Annotated in this window: 19 protein-coding genes; 11 read left to right on the top strand and 8 right to left on the bottom strand. The window is 68.1% G+C overall.

Annotated elements, in window-relative coordinates; translation table 11 throughout:
• On the top strand, positions 1 to 587 hold a 587-nt coding region (locus E3O67_RS05800; protein ID WP_167726499.1), incomplete at its 5' end, for a PTS sugar transporter subunit IIA.
• Positions 588 to 800: 213 nt separating this feature from the next.
• Here E3O67_RS05800 and cofC read toward each other — a convergent pair.
• Genes cofC through E3O67_RS05785 form a run of 3 tightly spaced genes read right to left on the bottom strand, consistent with a single transcriptional unit; the run spans position 801 to position 3,333 of the window.
• Positions 801 to 1,457: a 2-phospho-L-lactate guanylyltransferase gene (gene cofC / locus E3O67_RS05795; protein WP_135102215.1), complete on the bottom strand. Its 657-nt coding sequence runs from the start codon at positions 1,455 to 1,457 to the stop codon at positions 801 to 803.
• Positions 1,454 to 2,329 (bottom strand): coenzyme F420-0:L-glutamate ligase, encoded by an 876-nt coding sequence (cofE, locus tag E3O67_RS05790; RefSeq protein ID WP_241982004.1) that lies wholly within the window; start codon positions 2,327 to 2,329, stop codon positions 1,454 to 1,456. The genes cofC and cofE overlap by 4 nt, the downstream gene beginning before the upstream one ends.
• 2 nt (positions 2,330 to 2,331) lie before the next feature.
• Positions 2,332 to 3,333: a TIGR03557 family F420-dependent LLM class oxidoreductase gene (locus E3O67_RS05785; protein ID WP_134431612.1), complete on the bottom strand. Its 1,002-nt coding sequence runs from the start codon at positions 3,331 to 3,333 to the stop codon at positions 2,332 to 2,334.
• Positions 3,334 to 3,456: 123 nt separating this feature from the next.
• On the opposite strand from E3O67_RS05785, the gene E3O67_RS05780 reads away from it, so the two are divergent.
• From E3O67_RS05780 to putP, 3 genes are all read left to right on the top strand, one after another.
• Positions 3,457 to 4,293 (top strand): exodeoxyribonuclease III, encoded by an 837-nt coding sequence (locus E3O67_RS05780; protein ID WP_134431615.1) that lies wholly within the window; start codon positions 3,457 to 3,459, stop codon positions 4,291 to 4,293.
• A 104-nt stretch (positions 4,294 to 4,397) separates the two neighbouring features.
• Positions 4,398 to 5,027 carry an antibiotic biosynthesis monooxygenase gene (locus E3O67_RS05775; protein ID WP_134431618.1) on the top strand — a complete coding sequence of 210 codons (630 nt, stop codon included), beginning with the start codon at positions 4,398 to 4,400 and terminating at the stop codon, positions 5,025 to 5,027.
• Between the two features lie 95 nt (positions 5,028 to 5,122).
• Positions 5,123 to 6,664 carry a sodium/proline symporter PutP gene (gene putP, locus E3O67_RS05770; RefSeq protein ID WP_134431621.1) on the top strand — a complete coding sequence of 514 codons (1,542 nt, stop codon included), beginning with the start codon at positions 5,123 to 5,125 and terminating at the stop codon, positions 6,662 to 6,664.
• 29 nt (positions 6,665 to 6,693) lie between these two features.
• Here putP and E3O67_RS05765 read toward each other — a convergent pair whose 3' ends face one another.
• On the bottom strand, positions 6,694 to 6,987 hold the full coding sequence (locus E3O67_RS05765) for a hypothetical protein (RefSeq protein WP_134431624.1): 294 nt from the start codon (positions 6,985 to 6,987) through the stop codon (positions 6,694 to 6,696).
• 245 nt (positions 6,988 to 7,232) lie between these two features.
• Between E3O67_RS05765 and E3O67_RS05760 the strand changes: the two genes are divergently transcribed.
• The gene (locus E3O67_RS05760) at positions 7,233 to 8,600 is read left to right on the top strand and encodes a hemolysin family protein (RefSeq protein ID WP_134431731.1); all 1,368 of its coding nucleotides are present in this window, start codon (positions 7,233 to 7,235) and stop codon (positions 8,598 to 8,600) included.
• On the top strand, positions 8,593 to 9,633 hold the full coding sequence (locus E3O67_RS05755; protein WP_134431627.1) for a hemolysin family protein: 1,041 nt from the start codon (positions 8,593 to 8,595) through the stop codon (positions 9,631 to 9,633). Before E3O67_RS05760 ends, E3O67_RS05755 begins: the two co-directional genes overlap by 8 nt.
• 275 nt (positions 9,634 to 9,908) lie before the next feature.
• On the opposite strand, the gene E3O67_RS05745 is transcribed toward E3O67_RS05755, so the two are convergent.
• Positions 9,909 to 10,526 (bottom strand): TetR/AcrR family transcriptional regulator C-terminal domain-containing protein, encoded by a 618-nt coding sequence (locus tag E3O67_RS05745; RefSeq protein WP_241982002.1) that lies wholly within the window; start codon positions 10,524 to 10,526, stop codon positions 9,909 to 9,911.
• Between the two features lie 167 nt (positions 10,527 to 10,693).
• Between E3O67_RS05745 and E3O67_RS05740 the strand changes: the two genes are divergently transcribed.
• Complete coding sequence (locus E3O67_RS05740) at positions 10,694 to 11,395, top strand: DUF4386 domain-containing protein (protein WP_135102213.1); 702 nt, start codon at positions 10,694 to 10,696, stop codon at positions 11,393 to 11,395.
• Between the two features lie 69 nt (positions 11,396 to 11,464).
• On the opposite strand, the gene E3O67_RS05735 is transcribed toward E3O67_RS05740, so the two are convergent.
• Positions 11,465 to 14,083 carry an AMP-binding protein gene (locus E3O67_RS05735; protein WP_135102212.1) on the bottom strand — a complete coding sequence of 873 codons (2,619 nt, stop codon included), beginning with the start codon at positions 14,081 to 14,083 and terminating at the stop codon, positions 11,465 to 11,467.
• 424 nt (positions 14,084 to 14,507) lie between these two features.
• Between E3O67_RS05735 and E3O67_RS05730 the strand changes: the two genes are divergently transcribed.
• The gene (locus tag E3O67_RS05730) at positions 14,508 to 15,323 is read left to right on the top strand and encodes an alpha/beta fold hydrolase (protein WP_134431636.1); all 816 of its coding nucleotides are present in this window, start codon (positions 14,508 to 14,510) and stop codon (positions 15,321 to 15,323) included.
• Between the two features lie 100 nt (positions 15,324 to 15,423).
• Here E3O67_RS05730 and E3O67_RS05725 read toward each other — a convergent pair whose 3' ends face one another.
• Positions 15,424 to 16,836 (bottom strand): ATP-binding protein, encoded by a 1,413-nt coding sequence (locus E3O67_RS05725; RefSeq protein WP_135102211.1) that lies wholly within the window; start codon positions 16,834 to 16,836, stop codon positions 15,424 to 15,426.
• A gap of 112 nt (positions 16,837 to 16,948) precedes the next feature.
• Entirely contained in the window at positions 16,949 to 17,743 is a 795-nt protein-coding gene (locus tag E3O67_RS05720) for a GntR family transcriptional regulator (protein ID WP_135102210.1), read from the bottom strand.
• 115 nt (positions 17,744 to 17,858) lie between these two features.
• Here E3O67_RS05720 and E3O67_RS05715 point away from each other — a divergent pair, with 115 nt between their 5' ends.
• The 3 genes from E3O67_RS05715 to E3O67_RS05705 all read left to right on the top strand — a co-directional run bounded on the left by E3O67_RS05715 (position 17,859) and on the right by E3O67_RS05705 (position 22,363).
• On the top strand, positions 17,859 to 19,265 hold the full coding sequence (locus tag E3O67_RS05715) for an MFS transporter (RefSeq protein WP_134431642.1): 1,407 nt from the start codon (positions 17,859 to 17,861) through the stop codon (positions 19,263 to 19,265).
• Positions 19,266 to 19,314: 49 nt separating this feature from the next.
• Entirely contained in the window at positions 19,315 to 20,478 is a 1,164-nt protein-coding gene (locus tag E3O67_RS05710) for a nucleoside hydrolase (protein WP_135102209.1), read from the top strand.
• 214 nt (positions 20,479 to 20,692) lie between these two features.
• Positions 20,693 to 22,363 carry an ABC-F family ATP-binding cassette domain-containing protein gene (locus E3O67_RS05705; RefSeq protein ID WP_135102208.1) on the top strand — a complete coding sequence of 557 codons (1,671 nt, stop codon included), beginning with the start codon at positions 20,693 to 20,695 and terminating at the stop codon, positions 22,361 to 22,363.
• Positions 22,364 to 22,473 lie beyond the last annotated feature (110 nt).

Genomic DNA, 22,473 nt, shown 5'->3' with positions numbered 1-22,473 from the left:
GACGCGAGGCGCCCGCCGAGCCCGCCGCGCCCGCCGCCGGGACCGCTGCCGAGGCATCCGTCGCGGGAGGCGCCCCGGTCGCTCCGGTCGCCCCGGCGCGGAAGACCGTGCTCGACTACATCGACGAGCGCACGATCGTGCTCGACGTGGACGAGACGGACCGGGACGCGATGATCCGCACCCTGGCCGGCCTGATGGGCGCCACCGGGCGCGTGCAGGACGAAGCCGCGGTGGTCCGGGCTGCCTTCGACCGTGAGGAACACGGCACCACCGGCATCGGAGACGGCATCGCCATCCCGCACGCCAAGTCCGACGGTGTCACGTCCCCCGTGCTCGCCTTCGCCCGCAGCCGCACCGGCATCGACTGGAAATTGGCCGACGGGTCGAAGGCGACGCTCATTTTCATGATCGCCGTTCCCGCGGCCGCGGCCGGCACCGAGCACCTCAAGGTGCTGGCCCAGCTCTCCCGCGCCCTGATGAAGCCGGCCTTCCGGGCCGCGATCCAGGCCGCGGAGACCCCGGCCGACGTGCTCGAGGCGCTCGCTGTGCAGGTCGGCGCTCGGACGGGTGAGCCGACGCCGGTGTAGCACCGAGCTCGCCCGACCCCGACGGATGCCGTCGGCCGCATCTGCAGCCGGCGGCATCCGTGTGCGTGGGACGGTTCGCAGGACAGGCCGGGCGCAGGCACACCGGCGGCCAGCCCGTAAAGGCGGAGATTCTCGCGCCACGCCGATCGCGGCGCCCTGGGGTGACCCAGTGTTTCCGAAGAATCTCCGGCTTTAGCGCTGCGGCCGGACCGGTCAGCGCGAGGCGGCCGCCCCGGGAGCTCCGTCGACGAGCAGCCGGGTGTGCGGCCCGAGGCCGAGGCGCTGCGCCACCGCGAGGTCGGCGGCGGTGTCCACGTCGTGACGGATCGAGACGGATGCCGGCAGCCCGAGCGGCACATGCCCGGCGGCCTCATGGGCGGCCCGGGACCCCACCCCGAAACGAGGTTCGATCGGGATTCCGGCGAGCGCGAGCAGGGTCGTGGTGCCGGCTCCGGCGGCATCGGGCACGAGACTGCGCTCCTTCCCGGCGGCGAGGCGCAGGGTGTGCTCGACATCCGCGGGCGTCAGCGCCGGCAGGTCGCCGGTCAGCACGGCCAGGTTCGCCTGCGGAAACGCCGCGCGGGCGACCAGCAGACCCTGCCGGATGGCCGCGTTCAGTGGATCGGTCGGCGCTGCCGAGGCGCGCACCGGGTCCTCGCGCACGATGTCGGCCCCGAGATCGGCGAGCCGGACCGCGAGTTCGCCGTCACCGGTGACCACCAGAACCCGGTCGATGCCGCGCGCCGAGAGCAGAGCACCGACCGTGTCGAGCGCGAACGCATCCGCCAGCCCGGCCCGATCGGGCCGCTCGCCCAGCCGGCTCTTCGCCCCGGGGTTTCCCTTCACCGGCACGATCGCGACCCAGCTCATGGAGTGGCGGATGCCGCGGCCAGCCCCGCCGCGTACCCGTCGGCAAAACCCTCCGCGTGCGCCTCGGCGCTCCCCAGCCGGAACATGTCGTTCTCGCTCGGCCGCAGCAGCCGGGTCGCGCCGCGCGCGTCCACAGTGCCACCCGCAACCACAGAGCCGCGCGCAACCACAGAGCCGCGCGCGTCCACCTCGTCGAGCTCGCCCACGAGGCGCCCGAGCCCGCGCAGCACGGCCACGGGGTGGCCGCTGGTCTTGCCCTTCACGAGGTCGGCCGCGCCGGCGATCTCGTCTGCCACGGCGGCGACGGTGACGTCCAGGCGGCGGCCGAACGCGTCATCCGTGCCCCGCAGGTCGTCGAGCACGGCCACGCCGGCCGCGCCGATCGCGATGTCGGTCTGGCCTTCCCGCCAGGGGCGGCCGGCGGTGTCGGTGATGATCAGGCCGAGGCGCAGCCCGGTGCTCGTGCGCAGGGCCTGGCAGAGCGCGCGGGCGGAGGCGTCCGGGTCGACCGGCAGCAGCAGCACGGTGCCGTCGGGGGTGTTGCTCGCGTCGACGCCGGCCGCGGCCATCACGAGCCCCTGCCGGTTCTCGACGATGCGGGTGACCCCGCCCGGGAACGCGCGGGTCGCCACCACCCGCACGGTCTCGTCGGTGATCGCCTGCTCGCGGTCGGCGGCCGCGACCTGCCGGCCCTCGGCCTTGGACACGATCTTGCTGGTCACCGCGAGGATGTCCCCGTGCTCGAGCCGCGCGCCGGCCGCTCCCGCGATAAGCACGGCCAGGTCGTCGCCGGCCCCGACCTCACCGATGCCCTCGAGCACGAAGACGCTCAGCGCGTCGTCAGGCAGAGGCGCGGGAACCTGATCGGTCACGGCTAGCGCTTGAGCTTCGGCAGCACGTCGCGGCCGAACACGTCGATCCACTGGCGCTGGTTGCGGCCCACATTGTGCAGGTAGATGCGGTCGAAGCCGAGGTCGACGAACTTCTGGATGTACGCACGGTGGTCGTCGGGGTCGGCCGAGATGATCATGCGACCCTCGAAGTCCTCGGGGCGCACGAGCTTGGCGATCTGCTCGAATTCGAACGGTGAACGGATGTCCGCCTTCGGGAATTTCATTCCGCCGTTCGGCCACTCGACCAGCGCGTTCCGCATGGCCTCCTCGTCGGTCTCGGCCCAGCTCATGTGCAGCTGCAGCACCTTGGGCATCGTCGCCGGGTCCTTGCCGGCATCGCGGGCGCCGTCGTCGAACTTGCCGAACAGCATCGAGATCTTCTCCAGCGGGGCGCCGACCGTGATCAGGCCGTCGGCGTGCCGCCCGGCGCGCTTGGCGGTGACCGGGCCAGCAGTGGCGACGAGGATCTCCGGTGCCACCTCGGGCATGGTCCAGAGCCGGGTCGACTCGAGCTTGTAGAACTGGCCGGAGTGCTTGACGTCCTTGCCGGCGATCGACGCCGTGAACAGCTTCGAGATGATCTCGATGGCCTCGAACATGCGGTTGATCCGCTCGGGGGCTTCCGGCCAGTACTCGCCCACGATGTGTTCGTTGAGCGCTTCGCCGGAGCCGAGGCCGAGCCAGTGCCGACCGGGGTACATCGAGGCGAGGGTCGCCGAGGCCTGCGCCACCATGGCCGGGTGCCACCGGAACGTGGGCGCGGTGACGCCGGGGCCGAGATCGCCCTTCGTGCGCTCACCGATCGCGGCGAGCACGCTCCAGACGAAGGAGGACTCACCCTGGGCGGGCACCCACGGCTGGAAGTGGTCGGCCGCCATCACCCCGGTGAACCCGTGCTCCTCGGCGTAGGCCGAGAGGGCCACCGCTTCCGCGGGGGCGAACTGCTCCAGCATCGCCGCATAGCCGATCTGCAAATCCGTCATGGGTACCGCCCTGCCTTCTCGTCGTTGGCCCCAATCCTGTCACTTCCGCCTCCAAGAATTCCCGCTCCCCCTCCCGGGACCCCCGGCATCCGTCGCCGGGCATCCGTCAAATAGGCTGGGCGCATGCGCATCGCCACCTGGAACGTCAACTCCATCCGTGCACGAGTCGGCCGAGTCGTCGACTGGATGGTGCGCGAGGACATCGACGTGCTCGCCATGCAGGAGATCAAGTGCAAGCCCGAGCAGTTCCCTGCGCAGGCGTTCGAGGACGCCGGCTACGAGCTCGCCATCCACGGCATCAGCCAGTGGAACGGCGTGGCGTTCGCGAGCCGCCACGAGATGACGGATGTCGAAACCGGCTTCCCCGGCATGCCCGGCTTCCTGAAGGGTCAGGAGGGTCCCGGCCTGCCGCTCGAGGCCCGGGCGCTCGGCGTCACGGTGGAGGACCTGCGGTTGTGGAGCCTGTACGTCCCGAACGGACGCGCTCTGGGCGACCCGCACCTCGCCTACAAGCTGGACTGGCTCGAGCGCCTGCGCGCGCACGCCCACGACGAACTGGCCCGCGACCCGCAGCTGGCCCTCGCACTGATGGGCGATTGGAACGTGGCCCCGTTCGACACCGACATGGGCGATCCGAGCTTCGTTCCCGGCCAATCGACCCACATCTCCGAGCCCGAGCGGGCCGCGTTCCACGCCTTCGAGGCGGAGGGGATCCTCGATGTCGTGCGCCCGCTGGCGCCGGAGGGCTTCACCTTCTGGGACTACAAGCAGCTGCGATTCCCCCGCAACGAGGGCCTGCGGATCGACTTCGTCCTCGGCTCCCCCGCGTTCGCCGATCTGGTGACCGCTGCGAGCATCCACCGCAATGAGCGCAAGGGCGATGCCCCGAGCGACCACGTGCCCGTGGTCGTGGAGCTGGCCCTCGAGGGCGAGGACGACGACCGCCCGATGATCTTCTAGCCGTCCTCGGTTGCACCCGGCCGGCGGAGCGCAACGAGCGGAGCGCAACGAGCCGGAAACGAGACGGCAACGGCGCGAGCGAGTGCGGCGGCGATACTTGCACAATGTCTTCCGCACCCACAGGGAAAGCCACGGGAACGCCTCAAGCGCTCCCCGCGACCTCCGTCACCGTTTCCGTCACCCGTCGCGTCGAGCCGACCCGAATCCCTGAGGCCACCCGCTGGGCTCAACGGGGCATGGACCTGGCCAGCGACTTCCCGGGCTTCCTCGGCTCGGGCTGGGTGCGCGCCACCGCCGATTCCCTCAGCTGGCACATGCTCTACCGATTCGCGAACTCCGACCTGCTGGACGCCTGGGAGGGCTCCGAGGAGCGGGCGCACTGGCTGATCGACGGCCATGACCTCATCCTCGATGCCCGCGTGGAGAAGCGCACGGGCATCGAGGGCTGGTTCGACGCCCCGGTGTCCGACGACGACGACATCGACGCCCCGCCATCGTTCCAGGTGCCGCGCTGGAAGCAGGCCGTGAGCATCGGCCTGGGTTTCTTCCCCTCGAATCTGGCCTTCACCCTGCTCGCGACCTGGCTCATCCCGGGGTGGCATGACGTGGACATCCTGCCCAAGATCCTGATCACGACGTTCGTCATGGCGCCGGCCATGACCTTCCTCGTCATGCCCCAGATCACCCGGATGCTGCGTCCCTGGCTGCAGCGACGGCCCGCGGCGCCCCGTTAAGGGGGTCCCTCTTTGTCTGTGATACTTATCCCCTGCACCGCCCGCACTCCGGGCATCCGAATGCCGCACCCCGGGCATCCGAATAAAGGAATCCAATGACGGATCAGACTTTCCAGCTAGTGGCGATTACCCTGTACCTCGCCGCCATGATCGCGATCGGCTGGTTCGCCTTCCGGCAGACCAAGGATCTCGACGACTACATGCTGGCGGGCCGCGGCCTGACACCCGCCACTGCGGCGCTGAGCGCCGGCGCTTCGGACATGTCCGGCTGGCTCCTGCTGGGCCTCCCCGGCGCCATCTACGTGTCCGGCCTGGTGGAGGCGTGGATCGCCATCGGCTTGACCATCGGCGCCTGGCTGAACTGGAAGTTCGTGGCCCCGCGACTGCGTTCGTACACCCACGTCGCCAACAACTCGATCACCATCCCGAGCTTCTTCGAGAACCGGCTCAGGGACAAGTCACGCCTGCTCCGCTCGGTCTCCGGCGTGATCATCCTCGTGTTCTTCACGTTCTACGTCTCCTCCGGCATGGTCGCCGGCGGCGTATTCTTCGAGAACTCCTTCGGCTCCACCTTCCTGGTCGGGATGCTGATCGTCGCCGGGGTCACCCTGCTCTACACGCTGTTCGGCGGGTTCCTCGGCGCCACCCTCACTGACGTGGCCCAGGGCATCCTGATGCTCGTCGCGCTCATCGTCGTCCCAGTGGTGGCCCTCAACGCCACCGGCGGTTTCACCGCCACCCTCGACTCCCTTCGCGAGGTCAACCCCGACCTGCTCTCACTGACCGCCGGCGGATCCGTTTTGGGCGTCATCTCCGCCGCAGCCTGGGGCCTCGGCTACGTCGGCCAGCCGCATATCATCGTGCGTTTCATGGCCTTGCGCACGGCCCAGGACGCCAAGGCCGGCCGCCGGATCGGCATCGGCTGGATGATCCTCACCGCACTCGGGGCCATCGCCACCGGACTGATCGGCATCGCCTACTTCCAGCAGAACCCCAACGTGACTCTGTCGAACCCGGAAACGGTCTTCCTGCTGCTGTCGCAGATTCTGTTCCACCCGTTCGTTGCCGGCCTGGTACTGGCCGCCGTACTCGCCGCCATCATGAGCACTATCTCGTCGCAGCTGATCGTCTGCTCCTCGGCGCTGGTCGAGGATCTGTACAAGATCGTGGGCAAGAAGGACGCGTCCCCGAAGCAGCTGATCATGCTCGGACGTCTCGGCGTGCTGCTCGTCGCGCTCGTCGCCGGACTGATCGCACTGAACCGCGATGCGACCATCCTCGAGCTGGTCGGGTTCGCCTGGGCCGGTTTTGGTGCTGCGTTCGGCCCGGTGGTCATTCTCTCCTTGTACTGGAGGAAGCTCTCCACCTGGGGCGCACTGGCCTCCATGGTCACCGGCGCGGTCGTCGTCTTCGCGTGGGGCAACTCCCCGCTGAGCGCCACCATGTACGAGATCGTCCCGGGTTTCATCGCCAGCCTGCTGGTTGCCGTGGCCGTCTCGCTGGCCACCTACAAGGCGTCCGCCGAGATCGACGCCGAATTCGATCTCGCCGTGGCACAGGCCCACGACGACTACGTGGCGCCCGCGGTGCCCACGGTCTCCGCGGCCGCGGCGACCGGGGCAGCACGCACCCAGTAGCGCCCCAGCATCAGGGGGCATCAGGGGCATCAGCGGGGCGGTTTGGACATCCCGAACTCGTTCACCGGATGCCCTGGGGGCTCGGGTTTGTGTTCTGCCGGGCAGTTCAGAATCGCGTTCGGGGTGGAGTGATCGATGCTGTGCTCGGCCATCGGCCTGCCGCACACCGGACATACCGCCTCACCGATTCTCGTCACGACCGCATCGTACGGCCCCACATTCGCCGGGCCCATCGCGCGCACCAGCTTGCCGTTCATCCGGTCGATGAAGTGCACGTATCGGGCGCCCAGGCCGTGCCCGTGGGCACCAGTGTCCTCTTTCATGTCGACAGGGTAACCCCCTGTCGCACCCGGGAACAGGCGCGCCGCCCAGCAGTTCGAGCGGCGCCATCACCGCGGCCGGCACGACGATTCCCGTCGCCGCGACGAGGGCCCCGGCGACCACCGGCATTTTCCCAGCCTCGGTCGCAGATCGGCCGGTAGTCTAGCTGGCCTAATGGACCCTGATAAACCTTCGCCCATCCAGCCGCACCTCGACATCCCGCCTGTGAATCCGAGAGGGTCACATGCTGTTTGAGTGGGCGATGGTGGGGGTCGGACTTCTCCTCACCGTTGGAACGGGCATCTTCGTCGCCGCCGAGTTCTCCCTGGTCACCCTGAACCGTAACGAGCTCGAGGCCCGCCGCGAACGCGGCGAGAAGCGCCTCGGCCCGACCATCAAGGCCCTGAAGATCACCTCCACGCACCTGTCCAGCGCGCAACTCGGCATCACGCTGACCACGCTGCTGACCGGGTTCACCTTCGAGCCCGCGATCAGCACGCTGCTGGCCGGGCCGCTCACCGGCGCCGGCGTGCCCGAGGGCCTCGTGCCCGTGCTCGGCACCATCATCGCGATCTCTGTGGCCACCCTGTTCTCCATGGTGATCGGCGAGCTCGTGCCGAAGAACTTCGCCCTGGCCGTGCCGCTGGCCACCGCCAAGATCGTGGTGCCCCCGCAGGCCGTGTTCACCGCCGTGTTCAAGCCCGTCATCCTGCTCTTCAACAACACCGCCAACGCCCTGATCCGCCTGGTCGGCATCGAGCCGAAGGAGGAGCTCTCGGGTGCCCGCAGCGCCGAGGAACTCAGCTTCCTCGTGCGCCGGTCGGCACTCGAGGGTGTGCTCGACAACGACCACGCTGCCATGCTGCACCGCACCCTGCGGTTCGCCGACCACTCCGCCGCCGACGTGATGACCCCTCGGGTACGGATGTCGTCGGTCAAGGTCACAGACACCGCTGCGAGCATCGTGGCCCTGTCCACGGCCACCGGCTATTCCCGTTTTCCCGTGATCGACAGGGATTCCGACGACATCGTCGGGGTGCTGCACGTCAAGGCGGCCTTCGCGGTCGCACTGGACCGGCGCGACCGGGTCACCGCCGACGACCTGAAGGTGGAAGCACTGCGCGTGCCCGAGTCGATGGCCGTCGACACGCTCCTCGGGATGCTGCGCAAGCAGGGCTTCCAGATCGCGGTCGTCGCGGACGAATACGGCGGAACGGCCGGCATCGTCACCCTCGAGGACCTGGTCGAGGAACTCGTGGGCGAGTTGGAAGACGAGCACGACCGGGCCCGTGCCGGCGTCATCCGTTCGGGCCGTTCGGTCACGTTCGACGCCGATTGGCGGCCGGACGAACTTTTCGACCGGGTCGGCGTGACCGTGCCCGAGGACGGTGACTACGACACGGTCGGCGGTTTCATCGCCGACCAGCTCGACCGCATTCCGGAGCTCGGCGACGAGGTCCCCGTCGACGGCGGCATCCTCCGCATCGAACGGGTCGACGGCGTGCGCGTCCAGCGCCTGCGCTACACCCCGTCGGACCCGGAGCATGACCCGAGACTGGCCACCCCGCACGACCGAATCGGCACCCGAATCCAGAAGGACCTGATCCATGAGTGAGTACTGGCCGGGCCTGATCTGGCTCGTCGTGCTGTTGATCGTCAACGCGTTCTTCGTAGGGGCCGAGTTCGCCGTGATCTCGGCCCGCCGGTCGCAGATCGAGCCACTGGCCGCGCGCGGCAGCAAGGCCGCAAAGACCACCCTCTGGGCGATGGAACACGCCACCCTGATGCTGGCGACCAGCCAGCTGGGCATCACCGTGTGTTCGCTGCTCATCCTGAACGTCTCCGAGCCGGCCATCCACCACCTTCTCGAGATCCCGCTGGGCCTGACCGGGCTCTCCGCGGGTGCGATCAGCCTGATCGCGTTCGGAATCGCGCTCGCGCTGGTGACCTTCCTGCACGTGGTGTTCGGCGAGATGGTTCCCAAGAACATCTCCTTCTCCGTGCCCGACCGCGCCGCGCTCCTCCTGGCGCCGCCGCTCGTGCTCGTGGCCCGCATCTTCAGCCCGGTGATCGTCAGCCTCAACTGGCTGGCGAACGGGGTTCTGCGCCTGTTCAAGGTGCAGCCGAAGAACGAGGCGACCAGCGCGTTCACCCTCGACGAGGTGGCCGGCATCGTGGAGCAGTCCACCCGTGAGGGCCTGCTGTCGGATGCCTCAGGCACCCTCTCCGCCGCGTTCGAGTTCACCTCGAAGCGAGTCTCCGACGTGGAGGTGCCGATCGGCGACATGGTCTGCCTGCCGGCGTCCGCGTCGCCCGCCGACATCCAGCGGGCGGTCGCCCGCCACGGGTACTCGCGCTACATCCTCACCGACGATGACGGTGAGCCGTCCGGCTACCTGCACCTCAAGGACGTGATGGACCTCACCTCCGGGAGCAGGTTCACGGAGCCGGTACCGGCCAAGCGCATCCGTCGCCTGGCGTCCGTGTTCCGGGGCAGCGAACTCGAGGACGCCCTGGCGTCGATGCGTCGCCTCGGCGCGCACGTGGCCACGTCGTTCGACGCCGACGGGGTGGCCACGGGCGTGCTGTTCCTCGAGGACATCATCGAGGAACTCGTCGGCCAGGTCGACGACGCCACCACGGTGTAGGTGACGGCCGGGGCGCCGAGTTTCACCCGATTTCTGGTGCATCCGGAGACGGGGGCTGTCGGTGGGCCGGGATCGGTACGCGGTGCCGGAGGACCTGAAACGGTTCCTTTGGGTGCGGGACAAGACCTGCCGGTTCCCGGGCTGCAACAACCGGCCACGGTCATCCGCTCGGCGTCGACCAACGCGACGACCGAAGCGACGGCCAAAGCGACGCCGAGCCCGCCGCCCCCGGAGTCCGACTCGGAAGGTGCAGCCGAGGCCGCGCCGTTCTGAGGCTAGTCGGTGTCTCGCAGGGTCTCGAGTCCGTCGAGCATGAGGTCGAGCCCGACCAGGAACTCGTCCCCGTAAAAGTATCCGGGCTTCAACACGTGGTCTGCCATGAGCTCGGCCAGGTACGGGTACTCGCTTGTGGGCAGCTGCGCCAGCATGACCGCGGCCATCGCTGCCGTTTCTTCCGGCGTGGTGAAGGGCAGACTCTTCTCCTGCATCGCGAACCCGTAGATATAGCTGTCGACAGCCGAGAACGCGTGGGCCGTCTTCTCAACCGAGAAACCGCCGTTGCGGAAGGTTCCGATCACCCGGTCGTGGTGCCGGAGGGTGGCCGGTCCCGGGTTGGTTCCGGAGTCACGCACAGTTGTCGCCCATGAATGACGGGCGAGGGCCTCCCGGAATGAGATCGACCGCTTTCGGATGGCCGGCTTCCACTCGTCGCTGTGTGACGGCAATGCGATCTCGCCGAAGATCGCATCAGCCATGGCGTCGATGAGGTCATCCTTGTTGGCCACATGGTTATAGATCGACATGGCCTCAACGTTCAGGTCTTCACCCAGACGCCGCATGGTGAGGCCCTCGAGCCCCCCAGCGTCGGCGAGACGCACGGCGGCCGCGATCACCCGCTCACGGTTCAACCGAACTCGGGGTGAGGGCCCTGCTTCCCGTGGTGCTGCCAAGTTTCTCTCCTGCACTCGTCTCCGTTGACAAACCTTACCACGTACGTATAACTTACTTACATTATAAACATACGCCGTAAGTTTTCTCCGACATCGTAAGGACCCGAGCTATGACCACTCAACTTCGCCCCTCGCCCCCCGCCCCGGCACAGGCGTTCACCCTCAACCCCTCCCGCTGGTCCCAGCGAACCGGAGCCCTCCTGGCGGGCACCGCCATCACGGCCATGGTGTTCCTCTCGGTCTTCGGCTATTTCATCGCCATCAACGGCCTTGTGACCGTCGGTGATGAGGCGAAGACGACCGCCGCGATCTCCGCCTCGCCGGGACTGTGGCTCGCCGGGATCGGCGCATTGTGTGTCGTAGCCGTGCTGGACATTGTCGCCGCCGCCGGTACCTACGCGCTCTTCAAGCCCGTCAACAACGCTCTCTCCGTTGTTGCCGGGCTGACGAGGACCGCTTACGCCGTGTGGTTGATGGTCGCGCTCAGCCGACTCCTGCTCGCGTTCACCACCCTCGACACCCCCGACGCGGCGCTGGCCGACATCGACTCGTTCTCGTCGATCTGGAACACCGCCCTGGGCCTGTTCGGGGTGCATCTCCTCCTGATCGCCTACCTGGCGATCCGCTCCGGCTTCATGCCGAAGATCTTCGGAATCCTGATCGGCATCGCCGGAATCGGTTACATTGCCGACCTCATCGGCCTGGTCGTCCTCCCCGGCTTCACCCCGACCTTCGGCCTGTTCGGGTTCGTCGGCGAGACCGCCATGATCTTCTGGCTGCTCATCGGGGGCCGGCGTCTCCCGCGGTTCTGACCACCCCCGACCTCGCCCCGAACCGTGCCCCGCTCATCCAGCCCAAACTCATCGCCGGAAGCGATGCGCTCATCGATTCCGGCCGCGACCGGTCGATGTTCGTGTCGCTAATACATGGGTCAATAGTTTGCGGGGTGCGACCGCCGGACGACGGGTCCACCTAGTGCTCAGTGCGGAATACCCTCGCCAGGCGAGGATACCCACTGCGAAGGAGGCAAGTGTGGCGAGCAGCGGTACGTCGTCCCCGAGAAGCGTGAGGACCTGCCAATGGACGAGATAGATGAACAACGATGCCGAGGCCACAACGCTCAGCACCGGCACCAGAATCCGCGGGAGGGGCACGGCCGGAATCCAGAGCAGAAGAAGAAGTCCCCCGATCGTGATCGCCTCGCGCGCCGGGTCGCCGAAGAAGCCCGGAACGGAGAGCACGACGATCGCCGAACTCAGCACCCGCCGCTTGACGTCCGTGGAACGCGCGATGAGCCATCCGAGAGCTATGAGCCAGAGCACGATCGGCAGCGAATACCGTTCGGTCGGTCCTGCCTCGACTCCTCCGACCAGCAGCAGTCGAAGCAGAAGCGCCCCCGCAAAGAAGAACGCAGCGAAGGCGAAGGGGTATCGGCGTTCGATCCGGTCGAGCTGGGGCACGCAGAAGAGAAGCGCCAAGCCAAGGATCGCCCACACGACGGATTCCAGGAACCAGTACTGCCACTGCACCGTCCAGCGTTCGTCGCCACCGAGCAGGTTGTGCAGCATGAAGACCGTCGCGGGTTCATACATCCCGCCGATCAGGGCCACTCCACCGATCCACAGCACGGCCGGGACGAAGATCTGGACGGCGCTGCGAACCAGCTTTCCGAGACGCACTGGCCGAGGCACATCGGCGAACTGGAATCGGGCCAGGTTATAGCCGAGGATTCCGAGCAACAGGTGAGCACCACCCTGCACGTGGAAGAGGGTGGCGTGCGTCCCCACGATGAGCGTGATGGCGATGGCCCTCAGCAATACGGATGTCTCCATGCGCGCCAGGGACCGTCGGGGCCGCGCCCCGGACGGTACGTTTCCGTGACCGGCCAACTCCCGGGCCGATTTCGCGGGCCAATCCCTGGGGAGCATGCCGAGCATCTGCTCGAGCCGCACCGAGACCTCGACGTAACTGAGCGAGTCACCGTGCAGCGTGACGAAGCTGTCGTCAACGATCGCATCCGGGCGGTCAAGAAGGGTTGAGTAGAGCGCCCGAATATTTTCCGCCGTCACGGTGCCTGGGCGATCCACCAGCGGAACATTTCGCTCGAGGAGCGCCGCCTCCCGAAGCAGACTCGCGGTGTCCGGCTTGCCGCTGGACGTCAGGGGGAACGCCTCGATGCGGTGCACCCGGACGATGTGTGCGGGCAAGCCAAGCGCCTCCGCGGCGATCGGCGCGACAAGCCCGAGGGCCCACCGCTCTCGAACGAAGACCACGAGGCGTTCCTCCAGATTCACCGCCCTCGCTTCGACACCGTCATCGCCCAGGAGCTGTTCGACCCGGTCGAGGTCGATCCGCAGGCCGTATATCTTGACGAAGCGACTGCTCCGTCCGACGATTTCGAAGAGTCCGTCGTCGTGCTGGCGGGCCAGATCGCCGGTTCGCAGATCTTTCACTGTCGGTCCGGCGGCGAGTTCCTCCGGGCTCTCCGCGTAGCCCATCATGACGTTCGGCCCGGTGTACACGAGGTTGCCGACCGAGTCCTCGTCGGCGTCATCGATGCGGAACTGCCCGCCCGGTATCGGGATTCCGATGGATTCAGGCCGGGTCGCCGCCAACTCCGGCGGCAGGTAGGCCATCCGTGCGGTCGCCTCTGTCTGTCCATACATAACGACGAAATCGAATCCACGCTCCTGCCCCATCCGGGCGTAGTCGCGCACCCGGTCGGGGCCGAGCCGGCCGCCGGCCTGCGTGATGTAGCGCAGGCTCGAATGTTGGCGCCCAGCGAACCCGGTCGAATCGAGAAGGTCGAAGGTGTGGGGAACACCGGCGAAAGAGGTGGCCCCTGCCGCATCGAACTCGCTCCAGAATGCAGGCTCGACCACCGAACGCTCGGTGAGGAGCAGGCTCGCCCCGGAGATCAGGTGGCTGTTCAGGACTGAGAGCCCGTAGCAGTAATGCATCGGCAGGGTTGTGGCGGCCCTGTCTTGCGTGGTCAGGGCGAGGTATTCGGCGATGCTCTTCGCGTTGCTGCGCACATTCCCGCGTGACAGCCGAACGAGTTTCGGCGATCCTGTCGAGCCCGAGGTGCTGAGCAGCAGTGCCAGCTCAGGGTGCAACGTGTGCCGGCTTCCGTCGCGTCGCTCCTCGAGACGCCATTCGCTACCGACGGGTGCCAAAATCACGTCAGGGTCGTAACGCTCAATGAGCCCGTTCCTGTTCCGCTCCTGGCTCGGCTCGTCCCCGTCTCCTGCAACGAGGAGGACTGGATGGCCCGCCGCGAGCGCGGCGAGATATGTCACCAGAGGCTCCAGGGCGTTCGCACACGACACCATGACGAGTCGGCGGCCGTCTCCCAATGATTCCTGCCGGTCACGGACCAGTGCGTCCAGTTCGGCGTAGGTTATGGTTTCATTCGCGGTCACAAGGGCAGTCGCGGAGGGATCTCCGGAGAAGAGCCTCAGAGCCTCAGAACCACCCGCCGGGTCGCGTTGGGTGCTCATGAGTGGTTCTACCGCGCATAACGTTGCGGGTGGGAATGCTTCATTTGTTTTGTCGGTGCGCACGGCTGTCTCTGGTCGAAATTTCACCCGCAGGTAGTTCAGGTAAGGCTAACCTTAGTTCAAAGTTCGGCCGGATATACGGACACTATTGTGGCATCCATCTCCAGCGAGCGACGGGAGGTGGATCCTCTGGTCCCAGATCATCGGGCCAAATCATGGGGCCACGCCGTGGCCGCGAGCGGTAGACGACCAACTCATCAAACGGCGTCGATATATGAAGCGTGATTCCTGCCCCGATGGATGACATTCCGTCCACCTGCACACCCATCACCCGGGCTCGGGCCGTCGGTATCCCGCGGTCCCAGATTCGTGCGCTCACGGTGATTTCCTTGCCCCGGCACCCGCCGCGCGCCTACGCTGAATCATGCCTCACCTCACCGTTCCAGGCGCGTCGCTCTACTACGAGACGACGGGCCACGTATCGTCACCTGCGCTCCTGCTGCTGCACGCCGGCATCGCGAACCTGCGGATGTGGGACCCGCAGATCGACGCGCTGGCTGCCGGCCACTTCGTCATCCGTTTCGACGGCCGCGGCTGCGGCCAGACGACCACCGAAAACGTGGCGTTCTCCGCTCGCGCGGACGCCCGCGCGGTTCTCGACCACCTCGGGGTGGCGTCGGCCACGCTGATCGGGTGCTCGCGCGGCGGCGGGACGGCGATCGACCTGGCCGTGGAGAGCCCCGACCGGGTGGACGGCCTCGTTACCGTGGGCGCCGGGCCCAGCGGGTTCCCCGAGGTCGAACTGACCGAACTCGAGGACGCCCGGTTCGACGAACTGGATGCCGCGTTCGACGCCCAGGACTGGCACCGGCTGGCGCGCCTCGAAGTGGCTCTCTGGGCATTCGGTCCACTGCGCGCCGAAGCCGACCTCGACCCCGAATTCGTGGCCCTGGCCTACGGGCTCAACCGGGTCAACGCCGCGCATGCGGAAGAGTCCCCGACACCGATTCCGCTCGAGCCGCCGGCGTTCAACCAGGTCAGCGACATCGAGGTGCCCGTGTTCGTCTCGATCGGCGAATTCGACATCACCCCGCATCTGGCCGAATACGAGTACCTCCTGTCGACGCTCCCGGATGTCACCGGCTTCACCTTCCGCGACACGGCACATCTGCCGCCCGTTGAACGGGCGGCAGATTTCCAGCGCGTGCTCGTGGACTGGCTGACGGAGCACCGGCTCTAGGCAGGTCGGCCGAAGCGCACGAAGGCCACTCCGGCCGTAACGCCCGGGTTGTCCCCCGGTTCACCGCGCGCGCTCCGGAGCGGACGGCCCGCGGGACGGGTCAGGGCCGTGCGCGCAGGGGCACACCCACGTCGATTCCGCCCTCGTAGGTGATTCTGTCCCGCATCTTCACCACGCTTGGGGCAGGCACGAAGCCGCCGGCGAACAGGGCTTCCCCCTGGCGGAACCGCGGCGCCTGGGCCAGCAACGCGGGTGGGGCGAAGCCGAAGACGGCACCCAGTTCGGCCAGGTCGGCCGGGGAACTCATCTTCATCAGCACCAGGTTGTCGCACTGCGAGATGATGCCCGGGTGGATCTTCGACGGGCGCTGCGTCGACAACAGCAGCCACAGCCCGTACTTGCGGCCCTCTGCGGCGATCTGGATGATCTGCTCCCGCAGCACCCCCTGCAGCGGGCTGTCCAGGTCGGGCGAGCACAGGTTGTGGGCTTCGTCGATCACGAGCAGCACCGGCCGGCGCTCCTCCCGGTGCGCCCAGAGGTGGTCGAGCACAGAGACGGCGGCCACCAGCGGTTCCTCCGCGAACTGGAAGCCGCCCAGATCCAGTACGGTGGCCGCGGGCCGGGTGTCGATGATCTCGGTGGCCGCGGTCTCGTTCAGGGCCCAGACCTCCCAATCGAGCAGACCGAGGTTCTCGATCCGAAGCGCGAGGGCGTGGTGCGACAAATCCGTCGAACCCCGCAGCCGATCGAGGATGCTGCGCGGATCCGTGACCGACAGGAACTCCTCCAGGTGCAGCACACTGTTGTACTCCTCCCGGTCCAGCAACGGGTCGAGCCGCAGCATGGCCGCCTTGATCTTCACCGGTAGCGACCGGAACCGGGCGTGCAGGTGTTCGCCCGGCCCGTTCCCGGGGCGCAGAACCCGGATGTCGCGCGCGGCCAGGTCGGCGGCGTCGGCGTCCGGGGCATCCGTTCGCACCTCGGCCAGCCGCACGAAGTCGGCGTTCGGATCGAAGATGACGATCGGAAGGTCGGTGTGCGCGAGCAGTTGCTCCAGCACGACCCCGAGGGCGTAGGTCTTGCCGGAACCGCTTTGGCCGCACCAGAAGGTGTGCCGGTTGAAGCGGTGCGGAAGCAGGCGCCCGGGCGTCTCGAGCGAGGCGAGCAGCGTGCCGATCTCGAGGGTGGCGCCGGCGGCCCGGTGCAGCAGTTCGATCAGCTCCGGGCCGGCCGGCCGCACCGACGCGACGGCGAATGCCGACGACGCGCGCTGGTTCAGCTGTTTCTCCGGTTCGATCACCCCGAGAAGTGACCCGAGGCCGGAGGCCCGGCTCAGGCCGGCGACGTCGCGCGTCTCGACCTGGCCGAGGGAGGTGCGCCCTGACGGCTCGACGAGAGTGACGTAACTTCCGGGAGGAAGGGGTGTGTCTGCGGAAATATCGAAGCGGAACGAACGGCCTTCGAGGGAGACCGCAGTGTCGCCGGGGACGGAGGCAGGGCTGGGAGCATCCATGCGTGTTCCTGTTCTGGTCGATGGCTCGGCCTTGAGGGCGTCGCCGCGCGCAGACAAACTACATCGGATGCGAGAGCGTCGCACGCTGGCCAGGGCCGCCGCCGGCATCCGGTCAGGACTGCGCCGCGTGGCTGATCGCCAGCTGCACGAAGTCCGTATTGATCAAGGCCTTCGACAGGTAGAACGGGCGCCCGTCATGCTCGAGCGTCTGGGTGAGGATGAGCACCGGACTTCCGGCAGGCAGCCCGAGCAGCTTGCCGCGTGTGGCACCGGGGACACCGAGCGTGATGTCGGTCTCGCCGGGCCCGAAGCTGGGTCCGAGCACCGCCATCAGTGCGGCGAGCGCACTGCGCCCTGCATCTTCCCCCAGGTCTTCGGACACGGCCGCCACCGCGCCCTCGCCGAGCAGGCGGAGGCGCTCTCCCGGCACATGCTCCTGGACCAGGGCGATGGGTGCGCCGCCCCGGGTGATGACGCTCTCGATGAACCAGGAGGCTTCGTCGGCGTGGATGCCGATGGCGTCGGCAGTGAACGCGGGCGACGCGGACTGCAGCGCGGTCTGGGTGCGGCGCACCTGCACGGTCGGTCCGGTCTCGCCGAGCAGTTCCTCGACCGGACGGATCTTCTGCAAGCCGAGGTGAGGCATCCGATCGGCGACGAAGCGCCCGATGCCCCGGCGCGAGCGCACGAAGCGGTCCTCCTCCAACAGCATCAGGGCCTCCCGCACGACCGTGCGACTGACGCCCATCGCCGTGCCCAGCTCGGACTCCGAGGGGAGCAGGGATGCGATCGGCAGGGATCCGTTGCGGATCGCCTCGGTGAGGCGCGAGTAGACCGCGACTCGCAGCGGCAGGCTTCCAGTGGTCTCGAGCGGACCCGAAAGGGCCGCCTCCGTGCGTCGATCCATTCGTTCTCCCCAGGTCGGTGAGTTGAGCCTACCGTGCCATCTCACGCACTTGTATAACAAGCATGTACACTGAGTGTGTCGACCTTATGGTTGGCTCCAATGAAGGAGTCTTGTCATGCTCGTGCTTCCCGTCGAAGCCACTCCCGTTCCTGGGCGCCCGCGTGCTCCCCGGCCTGCCGGAGTGTTGATCGGCACACTGGTTCTGGCGATCCTGACCTTCCAGTTGAATGCCACCCTGTTGTCCGCCGCCCTGCCTGCCGTCGGCACCCAGCTGGGCGAGAGCATGCAGGACGTCGCCCGGGTGCAGTCGGTGTTCTTCCTATCCGGCGCCGTCTTCGGCATGGTGTTCTCCCGCTGGAGTGATTTCCTCGGCCGCAAGCGCAGCCTCGTGATCGTGCTGACGCTGCTACTGATCGGCACGGTCGTCTGCGCCCTCGCACCGAGCCTCCCCCTGCTGCTCCTCGGCCGGGTGCTGCAGGGTGCCTCCAACGCCACCTTCACGATCTCCTTCCTGCTCCTCTCGGAGCGCCTGAACAGCCGCCTGTTCGGCATCTCCGTCGGCATCATCACCTCGGTCAACGGCGGCCTGTTCGGCGTCGACGGCTTCCTCGGCGGCTACGTGACCGACACCATCGGCTGGCGGTTCCTGTTTGTGATCACCCTCGGCCTCGGGTTGGTCGCGATCGGCTGCGTCGCGCTCTTCGTTCCCCGGGATGAGCCGCGCACCCAGGACGGGTCGATGGACTGGTGGGGCGCCGGCATCCTGTCGCTGTTCCTGGTGCTGCTCACGAGCCTGATCTCGCAGGCGTCCTCGTCGGGCTGGGCCGACCCGCTCACGCTGGGGTACCTCGTCGGGGCCGTCGTCAGCGCCACTGTCTTCGTGCTGGTCGAGAGCCGCACCCGGCGGCCGCTCATTCCCATCCACGCCCTGCGGTCCCGGCAGGTGTGGCCGCTCCTGCTCTCCACGGTGCTCACCCTGGCCGGCGTGTTCTCCGCACTCAACTTCACCGTGGTCATGCTCAGCCAGAACCAGCAGGTGGGCTACGGGCTCTCCGCATCGATGTCGGCGCTGCTCTACCTCACCCCGACCGCCTTCGTCGGTGTCACCGCGGCGATCTTCTCCGGCTGGATCGCCGTGCGGATCGGTTGGATCAGCTCGCTGCGGCTGAGCAGCGGCGTCATCGTTCTGATCACGGTGGGCCTGGCCGTCTTCGCGCTGGACCGCTGGCTGGTCTTCGGCCTGCTCATCGTGATGGGCGTCTTCTACCTCGGCCTGTTCCAGAGTTCGGTGAACGGAGTCTCCGTGCTCAACTCACCGCCCGAGGCCCGCGGGGCCCTGCCCGGCCTGAACGGCGCCTGTTTCGGAATCGGCATCGGCACCGGCATCGCCCTCGTGGCCCCGGTCGTGGCCACGGGAACGGTCGCCGGTTTCCAGACGGCCCTGTGGATCTCCGCGGGTCTCACCCTGGCGTCCTTCCTGGCCTCCCTCGTCCTGCGCCCCGCCGAGAGGATCGGCGCATGAGCACCTGCACTTTTCTACCCACCAGCACGATCAGAACGGATGGTCAACGATGACACCCACTAAGGCTCCCCGCCGCCGCCCGATCTACCTCGACTGCGACACCGGGATCGACGACGCGGTGGCGCTCTCCTTCCTGCTGGCGACGCCGGGCATCCGTCTGGTCGGCGTCGGCACGGTGAACGGATGCGTCAACCCGGCCGTCGCCGCGGCGAACACCCTGAGCCTCCTGGCGACCGCCGGTCGGGACGACATCCCGGTCGCGGTCGGCGCCTGGGAGCCTGTCAGCGGGATCTCCCGTCGCGGGGCGGCCCACATGCACGGCCGCAACGGGATCGGGGACGTTCTGCTGCCCCGCCCGCGCCGGCGCCCGGTCGACGACAGCGCCACGGAGCTGCTGATCCGGCTGGCGCACGAGTATCCCGGTGAGCTGGAGATCATCGCGGTCGGCCCGCTGACGAACCTGGCCGAGGCGCTCTGCCTCGACCCAGAATTGCCCCGGCTTGTTCGCAGGGTCACCATCATGGGTGGGTCCGCTTTCGCGCCCGGCAACGCCGGCAAATATGCCGAGGGCAACATCGCCGCCGATCCCACTGCCGCCGCGGACGTGTTCGCCGCCAGCTGGCCGGTGACCCTGATCCCGCTCGACGCGACGGCACCGCACACCTTCGACGAAACCCACCGGCGGGCGCTCGCGGCTTCCTCGGGCCTGACCCAGCAGGCGCTGGCCGCGATGCTCGGCACCTGCCTGACACAGTGCGGCAAGCAGTCGAGCACGCGGCGGTTCGCCCTGCACAACTCCCTCGCCGCGGCCTTCGCAACCGGCGCCCTCGAGGCCGAACGGGCCCCCACCCTGCGCGTCCGCGTCGACATGAGCGCCGGCCCGCGCCACGGCCAGACCCATTTCGCCAAGGTGGAGGGAGCGACGGCCGGGGTTCCCGCCGGGCAGAATCCGCACGAGGCGCGGGTGGTGCTGACCCTCCGGCGCAACTCCGCGGCACTGCTCCTGGAGAGGATCCTCACCCTCGCGCCCGCGCCCGCTTTCGGTGTCGTTCCGGCTTCCGGTCTGGCTCCGGCTTCCCGTCTGGCTCCGGCTTCCGGTCTGGCTCCGGCTTCCGGTCTGGCTCCGGCTCTTGCTTCGGCCGCTGCCAGCGCCCCCGCGAACGCTCGGGCTCGGGCTCGGAGGCAGGCGGAACCGGCGCCGGCACCGGTCTGAGTCTTTGTCGCATCCGTCGCGTCGCTAATTTCGGAGGTTTTCGCGACACGCCGGGTTTGGCGTCTGGGGTGACCCGGTCCGAACGAACGGCGCGTCGGGATTTTCTCCGAATTTACGCCGACGGATGCCCTGGGCTGGGCCGGATCCCTCGGCACCGGACGGCACCGACCACGCGGCGCACGCATCCTCGGCCCCGATCTGAGAAAATGAACAAATGACCGCAACACTCGTGGCCAAGGGCCTGGCCGGCGGGTACGCGCACCGCACTCTCTTCGATTCGCTCGACCTCACCGTCGCGCCCGGTGACGTCGTGGGTGTCGTCGGCGTGAACGGGTCGGGCAAATCCACGCTGCTGAGCCTGCTCGCGGGCCTGGCCGAGCCTCAATCCGGCACCGTCAACCTCGCCCCGGCCGATGCCTTCGTCGGCTGGCTCCCCCAGGAGCACGAACGTGTTCCCGGCGAGACCGTCGCCGGCTACATCGCCCGGCGCACCGGTTGCGCCCAGGCGACCCTCGAGATGGATGCAGCGGCATCCGCTCTCGGCGATGCGTCACCGAGCCCGCGTCCCGATGGGCTCGACCCGGCCGACGTCTACTCGGCGGCCCTTGAGCGCTGGCTGGCCAGCGGCGCCGCCGATCAGGGCGAACGGATGCCAGGGGTGCTCGCCGACCTCGGTCTCACCCTCGGCACCGAGCTCGCCGAGCACATTCCGATGACGTCCCTCTCCGGCGGGCAGGCAGCCCGGGTGGGGCTGGCCGCACTGTTGCTGTCACGTTTCGACATCGTGCTGCTCGACGAACCGACCAACGACCTTGACCTCGACGGGCTGGAACGCCTGGAGTCCTTCGTCACCGGCCTCCGCGGCGGGGTGGTGCTCGTCAGCCACGACCGCGAGTTCCTGGCCCGCTGCGTGACGCGGGTGCTCGAACTCGACCTCGCGCAGGGCGCGAACCGGGTCTTCGGCGGCGGCTACGACTCCTACCTCGAGGAGCGTGAGACGTCCCGCCGGCACAAGCGGGAGCACTATGACGAGTTCGCCGAGAAGAAGGCCGATCTTGTGGGTCGGGCCCGCACGCAGCGCGAATGGTCGAGCCAGGGTGTGCGGAATGCCATGAAGAAGGCGCCCGACAATGACAAGATCCGGCGCAAGGCATCCGCCGAGTCCAGCGAGAAGCAGGCGCAGAAGGTGCGGCAGATGGAGAGCCGCATCGCGCGCCTCGAGGAGGTCGACGAGCCGCGCAAGGAGTGGCAGCTCGACTTCACGATCGGCTCCGCGCCGCGGTCGAGCTCGGTGGTGTCCACGCTGAGCAACGCGGTTCTCCGCCAGGGTGACTTCACCCTCGGGCCGGTGTCGCTGCAGGTCAACGCGGGAGAGCGCATCGGCATCACCGGACCCAACGGTGCCGGCAAGTCCACGCTGCTGCGCGCGCTCCTGGGCCACCAGGCTCCGGATGCCGGCACGGCCAGCCTCGGTGCCAGCGTCAGTATCGGCGAAATCGATCAGGCCCGGGCCCAACTCGACGGCACCCGGCCTCTCGCCATCAGCTTCGAGGAGCTCGTGCCCGACCTGACCACGGCCGAGGTGCGCACCCTGCTCGCGAAGTTCGGACTCAAGGCCGACCACGTCAACCGTGCGGCCGTCGACCTCTCCCCCGGTGAGCGCACCCGCGCCGGCCTCGCGCTGCTGCAGGCACGCGGTATCAACCTGCTGGTCCTCGACGAGCCCACGAACCACCTCGACCTGGCCGCCATCGAGCAGCTCGAGCAGGCCCTCGAGTCCTACGGGGGAACGCTGCTTCTGGTCACCCACGACCGACGGATGCTGGCCAACGTGCACACGGACCGGCACTGGCAGGTGGACGACGGTCAGGTGACCGAGGCCTAGGTGTAACTCCCAAGGAGGTTGTGAACGGCGTGGCTTGAGTTAAATGGGCGAGGACCTCCGGTATCGAAGTGGGTAACCACACTCACTCGATTTCCAGGAGGCCCTCGTGT

This window comes from Cryobacterium sp. TMT3-29-2, from assembly GCF_004564305.1.
In the GTDB taxonomy this organism is placed as follows: domain Bacteria; phylum Actinomycetota; class Actinomycetes; order Actinomycetales; family Microbacteriaceae; genus Cryobacterium; species Cryobacterium sinapicolor.
This window is presented reverse-complemented; position numbering and strand designations above follow the sequence as displayed.

Bases quoted from the DNA above. Each gene is read 5' to 3' on its own strand.
- E3O67_RS05730 (WP_134431636.1), top strand. From the start codon at position 14,508: ATGCCTCACCTCACCGTTCCAGGCGCGTCGCTCTACTACGAGACGACG.
- E3O67_RS05705 (WP_135102208.1), top strand. From the start codon at position 20,693: ATGACCGCAACACTCGTGGCCAAGGGCCTGGCCGGCGGGTACGCGCAC.
- E3O67_RS05715 (WP_134431642.1), top strand. From the start codon at position 17,859: ATGCTCGTGCTTCCCGTCGAAGCCACTCCCGTTCCTGGGCGCCCGCGT.
- E3O67_RS05740 (WP_135102213.1), top strand. From the start codon at position 10,694: ATGACCACTCAACTTCGCCCCTCGCCCCCCGCCCCGGCACAGGCGTTC.
- E3O67_RS05775 (WP_134431618.1), top strand. From the start codon at position 4,398: ATGTCTTCCGCACCCACAGGGAAAGCCACGGGAACGCCTCAAGCGCTC.
- E3O67_RS05780 (WP_134431615.1), top strand. From the start codon at position 3,457: ATGCGCATCGCCACCTGGAACGTCAACTCCATCCGTGCACGAGTCGGC.
- E3O67_RS05735 (WP_135102212.1), bottom strand. From the start codon at position 14,083: ATGAGCACCCAACGCGACCCGGCGGGTGGTTCTGAGGCTCTGAGGCTC.
- E3O67_RS05725 (WP_135102211.1), bottom strand. From the start codon at position 16,836: ATGGATGCTCCCAGCCCTGCCTCCGTCCCCGGCGACACTGCGGTCTCC.
- E3O67_RS05755 (WP_134431627.1), top strand. From the start codon at position 8,593: ATGAGTGAGTACTGGCCGGGCCTGATCTGGCTCGTCGTGCTGTTGATC.
- E3O67_RS05720 (WP_135102210.1), bottom strand. From the start codon at position 17,743: ATGGATCGACGCACGGAGGCGGCCCTTTCGGGTCCGCTCGAGACCACT.
- E3O67_RS05765 (WP_134431624.1), bottom strand. From the start codon at position 6,987: ATGAAAGAGGACACTGGTGCCCACGGGCACGGCCTGGGCGCCCGATAC.
- cofC (WP_135102215.1), bottom strand. From the start codon at position 1,457: ATGAGCTGGGTCGCGATCGTGCCGGTGAAGGGAAACCCCGGGGCGAAG.
- E3O67_RS05710 (WP_135102209.1), top strand. From the start codon at position 19,315: ATGACACCCACTAAGGCTCCCCGCCGCCGCCCGATCTACCTCGACTGC.
- putP (WP_134431621.1), top strand. From the start codon at position 5,123: ATGACGGATCAGACTTTCCAGCTAGTGGCGATTACCCTGTACCTCGCC.
- E3O67_RS05785 (WP_134431612.1), bottom strand. From the start codon at position 3,333: ATGACGGATTTGCAGATCGGCTATGCGGCGATGCTGGAGCAGTTCGCC.